The sequence below is a fragment of the Microbacterium binotii genome, assembly GCF_021398715.1.
In the GTDB taxonomy this organism is placed as follows: domain Bacteria; phylum Actinomycetota; class Actinomycetes; order Actinomycetales; family Microbacteriaceae; genus Microbacterium; species Microbacterium binotii_A.
In genome coordinates, this window is record NZ_CP090347.1 from 1,374,058 (window position 1) to 1,389,607 (window position 15,550).

Genomic DNA, 15,550 nt, shown 5'->3' on the forward strand with positions numbered 1-15,550 from the left:
TGTCGTTCGGAGAAAGGTGTCAGGGCGCGGGCCAGACGAGTGCGTCGCCGTCGTAGATCGCCTCGATGAACGAGGTGTCGATGTACGAGGACGCGTCGTCTGCGGTGGCAGGGTTCTCGAGCAGGTCGTAGTCGACGAGCATCTTGCCGAGCGCCGCGTAGTTGTCGGTGTCGATGGCGCCGAGCGACCAACCGTCGGGGAGGGTGTCGGCGCCCGTGGCGACCTCCGTCTCCCAGATGCGCTGGTTGTGCGCCGCGTCATAGCCGTCGCCGCTCAGCTCGGCGGTGTAGCCGACGCACTCCTCGGCGTTGTCGGCGCAGTACGCGTAGGCATGGAGGATCGCGCGCAGGAAGTCCTCGACGGCGGTCGGATGCTCGCTCGCGAACGCGGGGTTCACCGCCATTGCGCCGAGCGAGGAAGGCACGCCGTAGTCGTACGGGCTCCAGACGGTGACCTCGTCCCCGGCCGCTTCGAGCAGGTTCGGCTCGTTGGAGATGAAGCCGGTGAGTGAGGTGACCTGCCCGCGGGGGAGCACGGAGGGGTCGTAACCGACCTGCACCTGCTCGATCGTCGACATGTCGACGCCCTCCTCGTCGAGCATCGCCGCGACCGTCGGGGGCAACTGACCCTTGTGGCCCAGGATCGTCCCCTCGAGCTGGGTCAGCTTGGTGATGTCGGGCATCGTCAGCAGTACTTCGAGGCCCTCGTTGGAGTACGAGGAGATGCCGAGCACATCGACGCCCGCGTCCTGCGCCTGGATGAGGTTCTGCAGGCTGAGCGGGGTGAACTGAACGGTGCCCGCCGCCAGGAGCTGGGTGTTCTGGCTCGTCTCGCCCGAACCGGGCTCGAGCGACACGTTCAGGCACAGATCGTCGAAGTAGCCGAGTTCCTTCGCGGCGACCACCTCGAGGATCGACGCGGATGCCTGCCACTGGTATCCGCTGAGGTACGTGATCTCACCCGCATCCTTGTTGAGCGAGCAGCGTTCGGCGGAGACGGCCGAACCGGCATCCCCTGTGGGCGCGGTGTCGGCGGGGCCGGCGCAACCGGCGAGGGCGAGGGCTGCGAGCGCGAGCGGTGCAGCGAGAAGCAGGGGACGTCGGGTCATGGCGGTGTACTCCCGGATAAGCGGTGGATGGTGCGGGTCGGGTGGTGCGGGTGGTGCGGTTTCGGGCACGCCGGTGGAGCCCCCTGGCGGTGGTGGCGCAGGAGGGGCGTGGGAGGTGTGCGTCAGCCTCTACGGCCGGGTGCGTGTGATTCGTGCCAGTGCAGAGCGCGTCGCTCCGCGGCGGTGACGACGGCGAGCAGCGCGGAGCCCATGAGAGCCAGCACGAAGATCGACGCGTAGACGACCGCGAGCTTGTTGTTGGCGCTGGCGAGTTTGATCGCGGTTCCGAGGCCTTCCGCTGCGCCGGGGGCGAACATCTCCGCGACGACGGCGCCGACGACCGACAGCGGGAAGACGATCTTCAGCGCCGCGAACAGGAAGGGAAGGGAGCTGGGGATGCGCACGAACCACAGCATCTCCAGTCGCGAGGCCCGGATGGTCTCGTAGAACTGCATGACGGGAGCCGGCACCGAGCGCAGCCCGATCGACACGTTGATGAGGATGGGGAAGAAGCAGATGAGGGCGGTCACGACGAGCTTCGGCTCCGGGCCGAATCCGAATGCGACCACGAGCGCAGGGGCGATCGCCACGAGGGGAGTCACATTCAGCACGACGGCGATCGGCATGATCGCGCGACGAAGCACGGCCACTTCGCTGACCGCGATGGCGAGGACGAAGGACGCGACGAAGGCGATGGCCAGACCGATGAGCGACTCCTGCAAGGTGACCCACGCGTTCGAGACGTAGAACATCGGGTTGGAGACGATCGCCGTCACGACGTCGCCGAGCGGGGGGAGCAGGAACGGCATCTCGGCCGATCCCCACCACCACAGCAGCGCCAGCGCCACGATCATGAGCGTCAGGGGAGCCCAGACGGCGGGGCGATACCAGGCGCGTTTGGTCGAGCGGCGCACCGGACGGGGGGTTGCGGCCGGCGCGGCGGCGACCTCGACGCCGCGGGCGTCGGTCGAGGGCATAGCGGTCATGGCTCCTCCTCAGGCTGCCGAGGTCGACGGTGTGCGCCAGGCGTCCTGCAGCCGGCGGCGGATGAGGTCTTCGTAGTGGTGGAACGCGGGGGTGTTGATCTGCGCAGCCGGACGCGGTCGGGACAGCTCGATGTCGATGACGTCCACGATGCGTCCCGGGCGCGGCGCCATCACGACCACCGTGTCCGAGAGGCGTACGGCCTCCGTGACCGAGTGCGTCACGAACACGACCGTCGTCTTGTACTCGTCCCACAGATCCAGCAGGTGCTCCTGCAGGGATTCGCGGGTGAACTCGTCGAGCGCCGAGAAGGGCTCGTCCATCAGCAGCACGTCGGGACGGAGACCGAACGCGCGCACGATGGCCACCCGCTGCTGCATCCCGCCGGAGAGTTGCGCGGGCAGCTTGTCGAGGGCGTCTCCCAGACCCACCTCGCGCAGCATGTGCGTGAGCTCCTCGGTGCTCGCGGTCGTCGTCGTACCGGCGGTGGCGGGGCGGCGTCGCGAGCCGCCACGGTTGACGCGCTGGGGGAGCGTGACGTTCTGCAGCACCGACTTCCACGGCAGCAGGGCCGGCGCCTGCGGCACGAGCCCCACCATCTTCGCCTCGCACGCGGCGTCGGGTGAGACGCCGAAGACGCTCACGGTGCCGGCATCCGGCTGCTCGAGACCTGCGATCGCGCGCAACAGCGTCGACTTGCCGCATCCGCTCGGCCCGATCACGCTCACGAAGCGTCCGGCGGGGATCTCCAGGCTCACGTCTCCCAGCGCGACCAGTGCGCCTGCTCCCGTGCCGTACGTCTTGTTGACCGCGTCGATGCGGATGCCCGCGACGCCGCTCATGCGAGGCTCCGGAAGGTGCGGTCCTGGTAGACGAGAGGTGCGCGCTCGCTGACGCACACCTCCTCGACGGCGAGAAGCAGCATGAGGTGGTCTCCCATCGTGACGCGGCTGTCGACGCGCGTGATGAGTGAGGCCATCGCGTCGGCGAGCACCGGAAGGTGCGGGTAGTCGGGGTGGGCGGAGAAGGTCGAGAACTTGTCGACGCCCTTCGTCGCGAAGCGGCGCGCCAGATCGCCGTGACCGTCCGCGAGGATGTTGATCGCCACGGCCTCGGACGCCTGGAACGCGTCGTAGGAGTCGGCGGTATCGGCCAGGAAGACCGCGACGAGCGCGGGATCGGCGGACACCGACGTGAAACTGTTCGCCGTGAACCCGTAGTCCACGCTGTCGTGGCGGGTCGTGGCGACGGTGACGGATGTGGCCATCCGGCCGAGGGCAGCGCGCAGAGAACCGGTCACCTCGGGCGCGGGTGCGGAACGGAACATGAGACCTCCCATGGGAATCAATCGCAGACGATGATCATGGAGAGCGTGCCGGGTGGACGATCAGTGGTCGATCCGGCGGAGGTCCATCTGACGACGACGTTACGGGGCGGGTGTTTCACGCAGGGCGACGGTCCTGTTTCAGCTGTGTGAACAGCACTCCGGGTCAGAGCGTCGCCGCATCCGGCAGCGCGAGCAACTCGCCCGCATCCCACAGAAGCACCTCGAGTCCGACATCCGCCGCCGCCCGGCGGAGCCAGGATCCCGTTCGGAATGCCGGGAGGGCGCCGGTGCCGATGCACAGCACGGCGCGTGCTCCCGGCGTCAGGCAGGTGCGCACCCAGGTGAGCTTGAACATGTCGGCCATGAGCTTGTTGCGGTGTTGCGAGGTGAAATCGCCGGTGCGGATCACGAGCTGAACGACGAGCGAGCCGTCCTCTGACGCCCCCTCGATCTCGGTGCGGCTGCCGTCCGCGAGCCGGAGGTGACGCGGACGCACCTCCATGCCGAAGCGCTCGCCGAGCGCAACCAGAGCCGCCCGCTCGACGCTGCCCGCCTCGAACCGACCCCACTCGTTGCGTGGTGCCGCCGGTCCGCGCTCGTTCACGCGGTCACTGTAGGCAGTGCGGATGACGCGCGTGTTACGCGCGCACCGGCGGTCAGGCGGCTTGACCCCGCCGCAACGTCATAGTCGTGACTGGGTGCATGACCGTCATTCCGCTGGCCTACCTGGCCTCCACGTTCCTCTCCCTGCTCGGAAACTCGGTTGCCGCCGTCGCCCTGCCGCTCATCGTTCTGCAGGTGACGGGCAGCCCGCTTGGCGCGGGTGCCGTCGCCGCAGCCGCGGCGGTTCCCGCCATCCTCGCCGGACTGTTCGCAGGCGTGATCATCGACCGCGTCAACCGGCGCACCGCCTCGATCGCCGCGGATGTCATCTCTGCGCTCGCGGTCGCGGCCCTCCCCGTCGTCGACCTCATCTGGGGGCTGAACGTGGGGTGGTTCGTCATTCTCGGGATCCTCGGTGCCCTCGGCGATGTTCCCGGCATGACGGCACGCGAGACGCTCCTTCCGGCGATCGTCCACCACGGCCGGTGGGGCGCCGAACGACTCATCGGGGCGCGGGAAGCGCTCGGAGCGATCGCGATCCTGCTCGGTCCCGCACTCGCCGGTGTGCTGCTGGTGATGTTCGACGGGAGCAGCGTGCTGTGGGTGACGGCGGCCACATCCTTCGCCGCCGCGACCATGACTCTGCTGCTGCCGCGGAGCGTCGGTGCGATCTCGGACGGAGTGGTGTCGCACGCGAACGGATGGGCGCAGGTGCGAGAGGGGTGGCGCGTGCTCGCGGGCAGTCGGTTCCTCGTCGCGACGACCTCGCTCAGCCTGCTCTCGGTGCTCGTGCTCGCCTCGATGCAGGGGCTGATCCTCCCGGTGTACTTCACGCTGGAGGGAGAGCCCGGGCTCCTCGGCCTCGTGCTCTCCGCTCTCGCCGCAGGCATGCTGGTCGGCGGGGCCATGTACGCCGTCGCCGGGCGGCGCGGGTCTCGTCGGGGCTGGTTCCTCACGGGACTCCTGGGGAGCGGGGCAGGGTTTGCGCTGATCGGCGCCCTGCCGTCGGTCTGGGTCGTGCTCGCGGGTGCCGCGGTCGTGGGCCTTGCCGCGGGCGTGTTCAACAGCCTGATCGGCGTGCTCATGATCGAGCGAATCCCAGACGCCCTGCGCGGCCGCATCCTCGGTACACAGAATGCGGTGCTGACAGCGGCGCCGCCTGTGGGGATCGTGCTCGCCGCCGTGTTCACCGAGTACGCGGGCGTCGACACGGCCGCCGCGCTGCTCGCGAGCGTGTGGGTCATCGCGCTCGTCGTCGGGCTCGCCGCGAGATCACTGCGTAGCCTGGATCCCGTGACCGACACGGATGCGGGGTGAGACTCCGTGCGCAGCGGTGAACTTGCCCGCCTCGCCGGCGTCACGGTGCGTGCCCTCCGGCACTACCACCAGGAAGGCGTCCTGCCCGAGCCCGAGCGCGGAACCAACGGCTACCGCGAGTACCGTGTGAGCGACCTGGTGCGGGTGCTCCGCATCCGTCGGCTGGCGGCGGTGGGCATCCCGCTCGACGAGATGGCCGCGCTGCTCGACGGCGAGGCAGCGCATGCGGGCGTCCTCCTCGATACCCTCGACGCGGAGCTCGCGGCGCAGATCGATCGGCTCATAGCGCAGCGCTCGCTCATCGCGCGGCTGCGCGCCACCGACGCGGCGCCCGACGTTCCGCCCGAACTCGCCCCTCATCTCGCCGTGCTCGCCGCGGCCGGTGGTCCCTCCGGCCTTGCGAGCATGGACCGCGATCAGTCCGTGCTGCTCGCCCATCTTGCCGGGGAAGAGGGAATGCCGCGCCTCACGCGCCTCTACGAGATTCTCACCGCCCCCGCACTCAGCCCTCTCATCGCAGAGATCTCGGCACGCTTCAGCGAGATCGGCGCGGACACGCCGGCCACAGAGATCGACGGGTTCGTCGAAACGGTGGTCGCGGCGTTCGGTCCGGTCGTCGCCGAGGTCACGGATGCGGGCGGCGCCGTCGACCTGGGGTCGGGGGCGGATCTGGTCGACGATCTCGTCCGCATCCAGTTCACGCCCGCGCAGCGTCGCGTCCTGCGCGAGATCGAACGCCGCCTGTCCTGACGCGGAGCGTCTCGCCCGCGAGCCTGCATTCCCGGCACGAGATCACTGTGATCACCCGTGATCTCGTGCGAAAGATGCAGTCTCGCGGGAAATGAGCCCCGGAGGGGTCACCGGCGACGGAGGAGAAGTACCGCGTCGTCGATCGTGGACTCGGTGCCGTCGGCGGCTGTGACGGGGCGCGGGCGGGTCTCGGCGATGACGGTCTCCCACGCGGACGCCTCTCGGGTGAGTGCGGCGAGCTCCTCGTGCAGGTCGGGGAAGACCGTGTGCTGCGCATCGGCGTGCGACCACGGCGGGACGGATGCGTGCGACACCACGAGCAGGTGGCCGCCCACCGCGACGCGGGATGCGGCGGCACGCAGGATGGCGAGGCGATCGAGCGCCACGGGGGAGTGCAGGAACGATGCCGTCACGAGATCGAAGGAGCCCTCCGGCATCCCGTCGGGAAGCTCGGCCCGCACGAAGCGCGCGCCCGGTGAGGTCGGCGCTCGCCGCCGCCGTGGTGGCCCGAGCGATCGCCGTGGCGCTGATGTCCACTCCGGTGACCTTCCAGCCCTGCTCTGCGAGCCACAGGGCGTCGCCTCCCTCGCCGCAGCCGAGATCGAGCGCCGTGCCCGACGGCAGGGTGGCCGCCACATCGGCGACCGCGCGATTGACGCGGCCCGACCACATCCGCGCATCTCCCGTGTACCGATGTTCCCAGTACACGGCCGGCGCGGCCGTGCGGTCGAGGTCCTCTTCGACGAGTGCGGCATTCACGCTGGCGCCGACGAAGGATGCGGTCCCCACCGACAGCGGCACGTTGGCGCTCGGGTCGACGACGTTGCCGGCGGCCCAGATGCGCGGGTGGCTCGTGCGCCCGAGACGGTCGACCTGGATCATGGCACCCAGTGGTCCCTCCGTGCGCACGAGGTCGAGGCCGTCGAGGAAGCCGTCATGCGGAACGGGGCGGCCGGCGGTGAAGATCGCCGACACGGCGACCTCGCGCCCGTCGGCGGTGCGCACCGCGTCGATCCGGTCGCCGTCGCCTCGCACGTCGACCACCGGCGAGCTCACCAGCCGCACTCCTCGGGCGAGCAGGCGGTGGCGGAGCTCGGGATCGATCTCGCCGAGGCCCGCGGTGAAGACCACGACGTCGTCGCTCCACTGCGTGAGCAGCTGCGCCTGGTGTGCGCCGAGGGGCGAGGTCGTCAGCACGCCGATCGTCTGGTCGCGCACCTCCCAGCCGTGGCAATAGGGGCAGTGGAGCACCGTCCGGCCCCACCGCTCGGCGAGACCGGGGACATCGGGAAGCTCGTCGCTCAGCCCCGTGGCCACGATGACCGCGCGAGCGCGGTGCGTGGCGCCGTCGGTGAGGGTGACGGTGACGCCGTCCTGGTCGGCGTCGAGGTGCGAGACCGACCCGTCGACGAACCGGCCTCCGTATCCCTCCACCTCGGCGCGGCCGCGCGCGCGCAGCTCGCCCGGCGCCAGCCCCTCGTGGCCGAGCACCCCGTGCATGTGCTCGGCGAAGCGGTTGCGACCCGACCCGGCATCGACGACCGTGACGGCACGACGGGCTCGCACGAGCATGAGGGCTGCCGAGAGACCGGCGGGGCCGGCGCCGACGACGAGGACGTCCGTGGAGTTCTGCATGAGCCCATCACACGACTACTCTGCAACTATGGCAAGCTATCTTGCAGAAACGGCAAACCCGTCCATTCGCGCCGAACTCGACGAGCTCGGGATGCGGCTGCGCACCGTCCGACGCGCGAAGGGCTGGACGCTCGACGACCTCGCCGCGCGCGCCGGACTCTCCTCGAGCACGCTCTCGCGGCTCGAGTCGGGCAAGCGCCAGGCGAGCCTCGAACTGCTGCTGCCGCTCGTGCGCGAGCTCGGTATCCGCATCGACGATCTTCTGCAGCCGCGTGATCAGGACCCCCGGGTGCGGCGCACCCTCATCCATCGCGAGGGTCACCTCGTGCTCCCGCTCGCACCGGAGGGGTCGCCGACCAACGCCTACAAGATCACGTATCTCCCAGGCCCCGAGCCCGAGCAACGCGTGCACGACGGGTTCGCCTGGTTCTACGTGCTCTCCGGGCGCCTGCGACTGCGTCTGGGGGAGCAGGACCTCGTGCTCGTGCGTGGCGAAGCGGCCGAGTTCGATACCCGCACCCCGCATGCGATGTCCGCTGCGGGCGGCAGACCCGTGCAGGTGATCAGCATCTTCCACGGTGACGGCGACCGCATCCACACGCACTCCGAGTCCGTGTGACCCGGTCGCGCGATCAGTGCTCGCTGAGCGCGGACTCCTGCGGCACGGTGGCTTCGGCGAGCCGGGGGGATCCGCCGATGAACCAATACACGAGGCCCACGAGCACGGCGCCGCCGAACAGGTTGCCGAGTCCGACCCACAGCAGGTTCGTGCCGAAATGCCCCCACGTGGCACCCGGCATGCCGGTGGCGAGACCGATCGTGTAGGTCGTCATGTTCGCGACGACGTGCTCGAAGCCCGAGGTGATGAACGCGAGGATCGCGCAGAAGATGACCGCGAGCTTCACGCCGTCGGAGCTGAGTCGGGCGCACATCCAGATCGCCAGGCAGACGAGCAGATTGCACAGCGCGCCGCGGACGAAGAGTTCCACGGGCCCCTCGTGCGCCTTCGCGGCGAGCATGTCCGCGAGCATCGTGCCGGCGGCGGCGTTGCTGTGCAGCACACCCGAGGTCGCCACGAGCACACCGAAGACGATCGAGCCCACGAGGTTGGCGCCGAAGGTGGCGAAAAGTGCACCGATGGCCGGCCCCGGGCGTACGGCACGCAGATACGTGCCCTGCGCGAGCGTCATCATCGATGAGGTCACGAGCTCTCCACCCGCGAACACGACCAGCGTCAGCGCCACGCCGAACACGAGCCCGCTGACGAACTTGCCCCATCCGCTTCCGGCAGCCGTGAGCGGACCCGCGGCGCTGACCATGAGCACGACACCCACGCCGATGTACGCACCGGCCATCATCCCCGACGCGAGGAAGCGTCCGGGATGCCGCAGGCCGTGCACCTTGTGTTCCGCCGCCGGTGCCTGCACGTCGACGAGCGCGCGTTCGATAGTCAGCATGTCCGATCGGACGCGAATGCTGGGCGCGTCCGCCTCCTGCGTCGATCGTCCTCCGGATGCGGGCTGCGGCCGTGCCCGGTCAGCCGTGGATAAACAGGATCAGAATCCGAGCGCGGTGAGGTACGTGTTGCGGAAGGTGCCGCCCGGATCCAGCCGCTCCCGCAACGCGACCGCGTCCTCGAACCGCGGGTAGCGCGCGCGGATGTCGGCGGGCGCCATCGTGAACACCTTGCCCCAGTGCGGGCGGGCGGCGTACGGGGCCAGAGCGTCCTCGATGCGGGGGAGCACCGCGCGCACGGCGTCTTCCTCACGCCGCCAGGTGAAGTGCAGGCCGACCGAGTCGCGACCGTACGCGCCGCTGAGCCACAGGTCGTCGGCGGCGATGGTGCGCACCTCGTTCACGAGGAGCAGCGGGACGAACCGCGGCGACAGCTCCCGCAGCGCGCGGATGGCGGCGGGGGCGTCGCGGCGGTCGACGAAGTACTCGCTCTGCAGCTCGTCCCCCTGCGACGGCGTGAAGCCGAGACGGAAGTGCGGCAGACGCTCGAGCCACGGGCCCGCCGTTCCGCCCTGGACGGTGCAGTTCTCTGCGGAGACGCCCGGCAGCGGATGACGGGCGTCGGACGCGGGTGCGGCCCCCAACACCGACGCGGGTGCGGGAGCCTCTCCCACGCGAGCCTTCAGCCAGAGCTGATCGGCCACGTCGGGATCCGTCCAAGTGCTGAACAGGCTCACGCTGTGACCGAGCGAGGTCACCGCCGCAAGATCGGCCAGTGCGGCATCCCATGGCACCCGCTCGTAGACGGTCTGGGCGATGTCGTAGGTCGGCTGGATGTCGAGCTCCACGTCCAGCACCACGCCGAGCGCCCCCAGCGACACCACGACACCCGGGAACTCGGGGTCGCCGCGACGGAACCACCGCACGGTGCCGTCGGCGAGCAGCAGCTCAACGCCCGCGACCGATCCGGCGAGCGACCGATTGCGGTCGCCGGACCCGTGCGTTCCCGTCGCGATGGCGCCGGCGACCGAGATGTGCGGCAGCGATGCGAGGTTTCCGAGCGCCCAGCCCGCGGCCTGCAGACGCTCGGCGACATCGCCGTAGCGCAGACCGCCGGACACCCGCGCGGTGCGGGCAGCCGGATCGATCTCCACCCGTGCAGGGAGCGCCGCCGTGGACAACAGGATGCCGGGGGTGTCGGCGATCGCCGAGAACGAGTGCCGGGTGCCGAGCGCGCGCACCGCATTCGCATCCCGTACCGCGCGTATCGCGTCCTCGCGGGTGGTCGGTGAGACGAGCTCGCCCGCGTACGCCAGGTTGCCGGCCCAGTTGTGCAGCGCCATCAGCTCTCCTCGCGTGGTCGCGGTACGAAACGCGGCACCCATCGGATGAAGGCTGCCGCGCCCAGCAATCCCACCACGCCCATCGCCCCCGTCGCCACCGACAGCGACGCGAGGGCGGTGAGGGCGGTGAGCAGGAGCGGAGCGACGGCACCGCCCGCATCCGTGAGGGTGCGCCAGGAGCCGAGGAAGGCGGCAGGCTCGCTCTTCGGCGCGACGTCCGCGCCCAGCGTGAGCAGGATGCCGCTGGAGAGACCGTTTCCGACGCCGAGCACGGCCGCGAACATCGCGAACCACATGTTCGCCGAGTTCAGGTCATGCGTGAGCGACAGTGCGAGGAAGCCGGTACCCATGAGGATCATGGCGGGTAGAGCCGCCCAGAGCCGGCCGAACCGATCCATGACCTGGCCGCTGGCATAGAAGAGCGCGAAGTCGATCGCGCCGGAGACGCCGACGACGAGGGCGATGGTGGGGGCGTCGAGACCCAGCGAAAGCCCCCACAGAGGCAGCACGACCTGACGCGCGGACCGGACGGCCGAGAGGGATGCCGCGGCGACACCGAGGCGGGAGAGCACCCGCCGGTGCTGCCACATCGTGCGGAAGACACCCACCCGCTCGTCGACCGGGATCGAGCCGGTGACGGGCTCGCCGCTGTCGTCCTCGGAGGCGGGCGCCCGGTCGGGAGCCTCGGCGGTCTTCTCCGGGTCGGGTCCCAGCAGCACCAGGAGAACGGTGGCGACGAGGCAGACGATGAAGAACCAGACCGCCGACAACTCGTCACCGACGGCGAACAGGAGGCCCGCCGCGATGAACGGGCCGACGAACGTGCCGAAGCGGAACGAGCCGCCGAGCAGCGAGAGGGCGCGCGCCCGGAACGCGATCGGAACCCGCGTCGTCATGAACGAATGGCGGGCGAGGCCGAACGCGGCCGCGCAGAAGCCGATCACGAACACGGCGACGGCCAGGACGGCCGTATTCGGCGAGAGCAGCATCGTCACGGAACCGGCGATGGCGAGCACGCCGCCGATCGCCATCGTGAGGCGCTCACCGAGCCGTGCCACCGACCAGCCCGCCGGGATGTTGCCGCAGAGCTGACCCACGACGAGGAAGGAGGCGATGAACGCGGCCTCCGCGACATCCGCTCCGCGCTCGGCCGCGAGGATCGGGATGAGGGGGATCACGGCCCCTTCGCCGAGGGCGAAGAGGATCGTGGGGCCGTAGATCATCGGCGCGAACCGCCAGAGCAGAGAGCTGACGCGGTCGGACACGTGCATCCACGATACTCTGGAGTGCCATGCTCGAATTCGATCCGTCTGCCGACATCCAGGCCCTCCGCTCCACCTTCAGCGACATCAAAGCCGTCGTCGACGTCGACGCCCTCCGGGCAGAGATCGATCGGCTCTCCGAGGAGGCCGGCGCGCCCGACCTCTGGGACGACGTCGAGAAGGCGCAGAAGGTCACCAGCGCCCTCAGCCACCGCCAGGCCGAGCTCAAGCGCGTCACCGAGGTCGAGCAGCGTCTCGACGACCTCGATGTGCTCGTCGAGCTCGCCAACGAGATGGACGACGAGGACTCCGCGGAGGAGGCGCGTCGCGAGATCGCCGAGCTCGAGGACGTCGTCGGTCAGCTCGAGGTGCAGACCCTCCTCGACGGCGAGTACGACTCCCGTTCGGCGGTCGTCACCATCCGCTCGGGCGCGGGCGGCGACGACGCCACCGACTTCGCCGAGATGCTCATGCGCATGTACCTGCGCTGGGCCGAGCGTCACAAGTACCCCGTCAAGGTCATGGACACCTCCTACGCCGAGGGAGCGGGCATCAAGTCGGCGACCTTCGAGGTCGACGCCCCCTACGCCTACGGAACCCTCTCCGTCGAGGCGGGCACGCACCGCCTCGCCCGCATCAGCCCGTTCGGCTCCGCCGACAAGCGGCAGACGAGCTTCGCCGCCGTCGAGGTCATCCCCGTCATGGAGGAGGCGCAGGAGGTCGAGGTCCCCGAGAACGACATCCGCGTCGACGTGTTCCGCTCCTCGGGCCCCGGCGGCCAGTCGGTCAACACGACCGACTCCGCGGTGCGCATCACGCACATCCCGACCGGCATCGTCGTCTCGATGCAGAACGAGAAGTCCCAGATCCAGAACCGCGCCGCCGCCATGCGCGTGCTGCAGACGCGCCTCATGCTGCTGCAGCGCGAGGAGGAGGCCGCGAAGAAGAAGGAGCTCGCCGGCACCATCACCGCGAGCTGGGGCGACCAGATGCGCTCCTACTTCCTCTACGGCCAGCAGCTGGTCAAGGACCTGCGCACCGGGCATGAGGTGGGCAACCCCGCCACGGTCTTCGACGGCGACCTCGACGGCTTCATCGCGGCCGGCATCCGCTGGCGCAAGCGCAAAGACGAGGACTGATCCGGCGCGCCGGGTGTCGTGGCCGGCATCCGTGGGAAGCGCGCTTAGGCTGTCACAGCCATGATCCGGTTCGAGAACGTCACCAAGCGGTATCGCGGCACCTCCCGACCTGCGCTGCAGAGCGTGGACTTCGAGGTGCAACGCGGAGAGTTCGTCTTTCTTGTGGGGGCGTCCGGCTCCGGCAAGTCGTCCTGTCTGCGCCTGATCCTGCGCGAAGACTCGCCGAGCGAGGGTCGTGTGGTCGTGCTCGGTCGCGACCTGCGCTCGGTGCCCAACCGCAAGGTCCCGTACTTCCGCCGTCAGATCGGCGCCGTCTTCCAGGACTTCCGGCTCCTGCCGACCAAGACGGTCTTCCAGAACGTGGCCTTCACGCTGCAGGTGATCGGGTCCTCCCGCGGGTTCATCCAGCAGGCGGTGCCTGAGGCGCTCGCGCTCGTCGGCCTCGACGGCAAGGAGAAGCGTCTGCCGCACGAACTGTCCGGCGGTGAGCAGCAGCGCGTCGCGATCGCGCGCGCGCTGGTCAATCGGCCGCAGATCCTCCTGGCCGACGAGCCCACCGGAAACCTCGACCCCGCGACCTCGGTCGACATCATGCAGTTGCTCGCGCGCATCAACGCCGGAGGGACAACGGTCGTCATGGCGACGCACGAGGCGGGCTTCGTCGATCAGATGCAGCGCCGCGTCATCGAACTGCGTGGCGGCGAGATCGTCCGCGACGAGCGACACGGCGGGTACGGCGACACCTCCGCCATCCCGCGCCTCGCCCCCGAGGTCGAGAAGGGCGCGGCAGCTGTCGCCGCCCTCACGGCCGTTCTCGACGTGCATCGCGAGATCTCAGAGACCGGTCAGATCGCGCCCGTGACGCTGGATGCGGCCGTCGCCGCCACCGAGCAGGCCGCGCGTGCCGAATCGGCACACGCGGCGGCAGTGGCGGAAACGGAGGCCGCGGAAGCACTGGCGGCTCGTCTGGCCGCGGAGGAGCGTGCGAAGCGCCCCGACGCCGACCTGCCCGCAGAACTGGGACTCGCCGACCGCCTGGGCCTCGGCACGTCCGACGACGAGGTGGGACCCACGCGATGAGATTCGGACTGATCATGGGGGAGGCCCTCAGCGGCCTCCGTCGCAACGCATCGATGGTGATCTCCGTCGTGCTCGTGACCTTCGTGTCGCTGACCTTCGTGGGCGCGGCCGTGCTCATGCAGATGCAGATCGGCAAGATGAAGGACTTCTGGGTCGATCGTGCCCAGGTCGCGGTCTACATGTGCACCAGCGTGTCCACGGCCGGCACCTGCTCTGACGGCGTCGCCACCCAGGCGGAGATCGACCAGGTCACGGCGGAACTCAACGGGCCCGCTCTGTCGCCGCTCATCAAGGAGTTCACGTTCGAGACGAACGAGCAGGTGTACGAGAAGGCGATCCAGCAGCTGGGCTCGGAGTACGAGAACATCGTCACGCCCGACCAGTTCAACGCGACGTTCTCGATCAACCTCGTCGATCAGTCGCAGTCGGATGTGATCGCGGAGGCGTTCGGCGGCAGCAAGGGCGTCGAAGAGGTCAAAGACCAGATGCAGTACCTCGAGCCGCTGTTCTCGGCCCTCACGATCGCGACCTACGTCGCGGTCGGGATCGCGGGTCTCATGCTGGTGGCGGCCGTACTGCTGATCGCGACCACCATCCGGTTGTCCGCGTTCGCGCGACGCAAGGAGCTCGGCATCATGCGCCTCGTGGGCGCCTCGAACAGGTTCATCCAGACGCCGTTCATCCTCGAGGGCGTCTTCGCCGCGCTGATCGGTTCCGCGCTTGCGAGCGTCGGCGTCTGGGCGACGGTGGAGTTCGGTATCAACGGGTACCTGCGTCAACGCATCGGGTTCGTCACCACCTGGGTGGGGTACGCCGATCTCGCCCTCGTCATCCCGGTCATCGTCGTGATCGGCGTCTTGTTGGCCGCGCTGTCAGCCGGATTCGCCATACGCCGGTGGTTGCGCGCCTGATACGTGAGGCGCTGCGCTTGCTAGACTGATGGGCTGCCGCGCGCCGTGCGGTCGCACGAAGGAGAGAGCATGCCCAGGGAACGCGGAGAGAAGGTCGTCGCGACCAACCGCCGCGCGCGCCACGACTACACCGTCGAGAAGACGTACGAGGCCGGCCTCGTGCTCACCGGCACCGAGGTGAAGTCGTTGCGTCAGGGGCGCGCCAACCTGACCGACGGCTACGCCTACATCCAGGGCGGCGAGGCGTTCCTCGACGCCGTCCACATCCCCGAGTATTCGCAGGGGCACTGGACGAACCATTCCGCCAAGCGCACGCGCAAGCTCCTCCTGCACAAGGAGGAGATCGTGAAGCTGTCGCACGCGGTCTCCGCCGGCGGCTACACGCTCGTACCCCTACGCCTCTACTTCTCCGATGGACGTGCGAAGGTCGAGCTCGGTGTCGCGAAAGGCAAGCGGGAGTACGACAAGCGCCAGACCCTGCGAGAACGGCAGGACACCCGCGAAGCCGAGCGCGCGATGCGCCTACGCAACCGCGTCGGGGAGTGATCGAACGATGGGTCCGCGCCGCACGCACGTAGGCGGCGTCGCCCGATGACCCGTCCGAACCTCCTCTTCCACATCACAGCGCTTCCTCCG

16 protein-coding genes are annotated in these 15,550 nt (G+C 69.5%); 7 read left to right on the plus strand and 9 right to left on the minus strand.

Annotated features, from left to right (window positions below; genetic code table 11):
* Window positions 1-19: 19 nt before the first annotated feature.
* The 5 genes from LXM64_RS06925 to LXM64_RS06945 form a co-directional block, all read right to left on the minus strand.
* Complete coding sequence (locus LXM64_RS06925) at window positions 20-1,108, minus strand: ABC transporter substrate-binding protein (RefSeq protein WP_234075190.1); 1,089 nt, start codon at window positions 1,106-1,108, stop codon at window positions 20-22.
* A 122-nt stretch (window positions 1,109-1,230) separates the two neighbouring features.
* The gene (locus LXM64_RS06930) at window positions 1,231-2,094 is read right to left on the minus strand and encodes an ABC transporter permease (RefSeq protein WP_234075191.1); all 864 of its coding nucleotides are present in this window, start codon (window positions 2,092-2,094) and stop codon (window positions 1,231-1,233) included.
* A 9-nt stretch (window positions 2,095-2,103) separates the two neighbouring features.
* A complete protein-coding gene (locus LXM64_RS06935) occupies window positions 2,104-2,934 on the minus strand; it encodes an ABC transporter ATP-binding protein (RefSeq protein WP_234075192.1) in 831 nt (276 codons plus the stop codon).
* Window positions 2,931-3,419, minus strand: a complete 489-nt coding sequence (locus LXM64_RS06940) for a flavin reductase family protein (RefSeq protein ID WP_234075193.1) — start codon at window positions 3,417-3,419, stop codon at window positions 2,931-2,933. The genes LXM64_RS06935 and LXM64_RS06940 overlap by 4 nt, the downstream gene beginning before the upstream one ends.
* Before the next feature lie 163 nt (window positions 3,420-3,582).
* Window positions 3,583-4,023: a hypothetical protein gene (locus LXM64_RS06945; RefSeq protein WP_234075194.1), complete on the minus strand. Its 441-nt coding sequence runs from the start codon at window positions 4,021-4,023 to the stop codon at window positions 3,583-3,585.
* 98 nt (window positions 4,024-4,121) lie between these two features.
* On the opposite strand from LXM64_RS06945, the gene LXM64_RS06950 reads away from it, so the two are divergent.
* Window positions 4,122-5,339: an MFS transporter gene (locus tag LXM64_RS06950; RefSeq protein ID WP_234075195.1), complete on the plus strand. Its 1,218-nt coding sequence runs from the start codon at window positions 4,122-4,124 to the stop codon at window positions 5,337-5,339.
* Window positions 5,340-5,345: 6 nt separating this feature from the next.
* Window positions 5,346-6,089, plus strand: coding sequence for a MerR family transcriptional regulator (locus LXM64_RS06955; RefSeq protein WP_234075196.1), 744 nt, complete (start codon window positions 5,346-5,348; stop codon window positions 6,087-6,089).
* A gap of 51 nt (window positions 6,090-6,140) precedes the next feature.
* Here LXM64_RS06955 and LXM64_RS06960 read toward each other — a convergent pair whose 3' ends face one another.
* On the minus strand, window positions 6,141-7,724 hold the full coding sequence (locus LXM64_RS06960) for an NAD(P)/FAD-dependent oxidoreductase (protein WP_234075197.1): 1,584 nt from the start codon (window positions 7,722-7,724) through the stop codon (window positions 6,141-6,143).
* A gap of 28 nt (window positions 7,725-7,752) precedes the next feature.
* Here LXM64_RS06960 and LXM64_RS06965 point away from each other — a divergent pair, with 28 nt between their 5' ends.
* Entirely contained in the window at window positions 7,753-8,343 is a 591-nt protein-coding gene (locus LXM64_RS06965; RefSeq protein WP_234075198.1) for a helix-turn-helix domain-containing protein, read from the plus strand.
* 13 nt (window positions 8,344-8,356) lie between these two features.
* On the opposite strand, the gene LXM64_RS06970 is transcribed toward LXM64_RS06965, so the two are convergent.
* The 3 genes from LXM64_RS06970 to LXM64_RS06980 form a co-directional block, all read right to left on the minus strand.
* Window positions 8,357-9,181, minus strand: coding sequence for a formate/nitrite transporter family protein (locus tag LXM64_RS06970; RefSeq protein ID WP_234075199.1), 825 nt, complete (start codon window positions 9,179-9,181; stop codon window positions 8,357-8,359).
* A gap of 99 nt (window positions 9,182-9,280) precedes the next feature.
* The gene (locus LXM64_RS06975; RefSeq protein ID WP_234075200.1) at window positions 9,281-10,522 is read right to left on the minus strand and encodes an FAD-binding protein; all 1,242 of its coding nucleotides are present in this window, start codon (window positions 10,520-10,522) and stop codon (window positions 9,281-9,283) included.
* Complete coding sequence (locus LXM64_RS06980) at window positions 10,522-11,793, minus strand: MFS transporter (protein WP_234075201.1); 1,272 nt, start codon at window positions 11,791-11,793, stop codon at window positions 10,522-10,524. Before LXM64_RS06980 ends, LXM64_RS06975 begins: the two co-directional genes overlap by 1 nt.
* A gap of 20 nt (window positions 11,794-11,813) precedes the next feature.
* Here LXM64_RS06980 and prfB point away from each other — a divergent pair, with 20 nt between their 5' ends.
* The 4 genes from prfB to smpB all read left to right on the plus strand — a co-directional run bounded on the left by prfB (window position 11,814) and on the right by smpB (window position 15,460).
* A complete protein-coding gene (gene prfB / locus LXM64_RS06985) occupies window positions 11,814-12,923 on the plus strand; it encodes a peptide chain release factor 2 (protein ID WP_234075202.1) in 1,110 nt (369 codons plus the stop codon).
* Between the two features lie 60 nt (window positions 12,924-12,983).
* Complete coding sequence (gene ftsE / locus LXM64_RS06990) at window positions 12,984-14,003, plus strand: cell division ATP-binding protein FtsE (RefSeq protein ID WP_234075203.1); 1,020 nt, start codon at window positions 12,984-12,986, stop codon at window positions 14,001-14,003.
* Entirely contained in the window at window positions 14,000-14,914 is a 915-nt protein-coding gene (ftsX, locus tag LXM64_RS06995; RefSeq protein ID WP_137417320.1) for a permease-like cell division protein FtsX, read from the plus strand. Before ftsE ends, ftsX begins: the two co-directional genes overlap by 4 nt.
* A gap of 69 nt (window positions 14,915-14,983) precedes the next feature.
* Window positions 14,984-15,460: an SsrA-binding protein SmpB gene (gene smpB / locus LXM64_RS07000; RefSeq protein ID WP_137417319.1), complete on the plus strand. Its 477-nt coding sequence runs from the start codon at window positions 14,984-14,986 to the stop codon at window positions 15,458-15,460.
* Window positions 15,461-15,550: the final 90 nt, after the last annotated feature.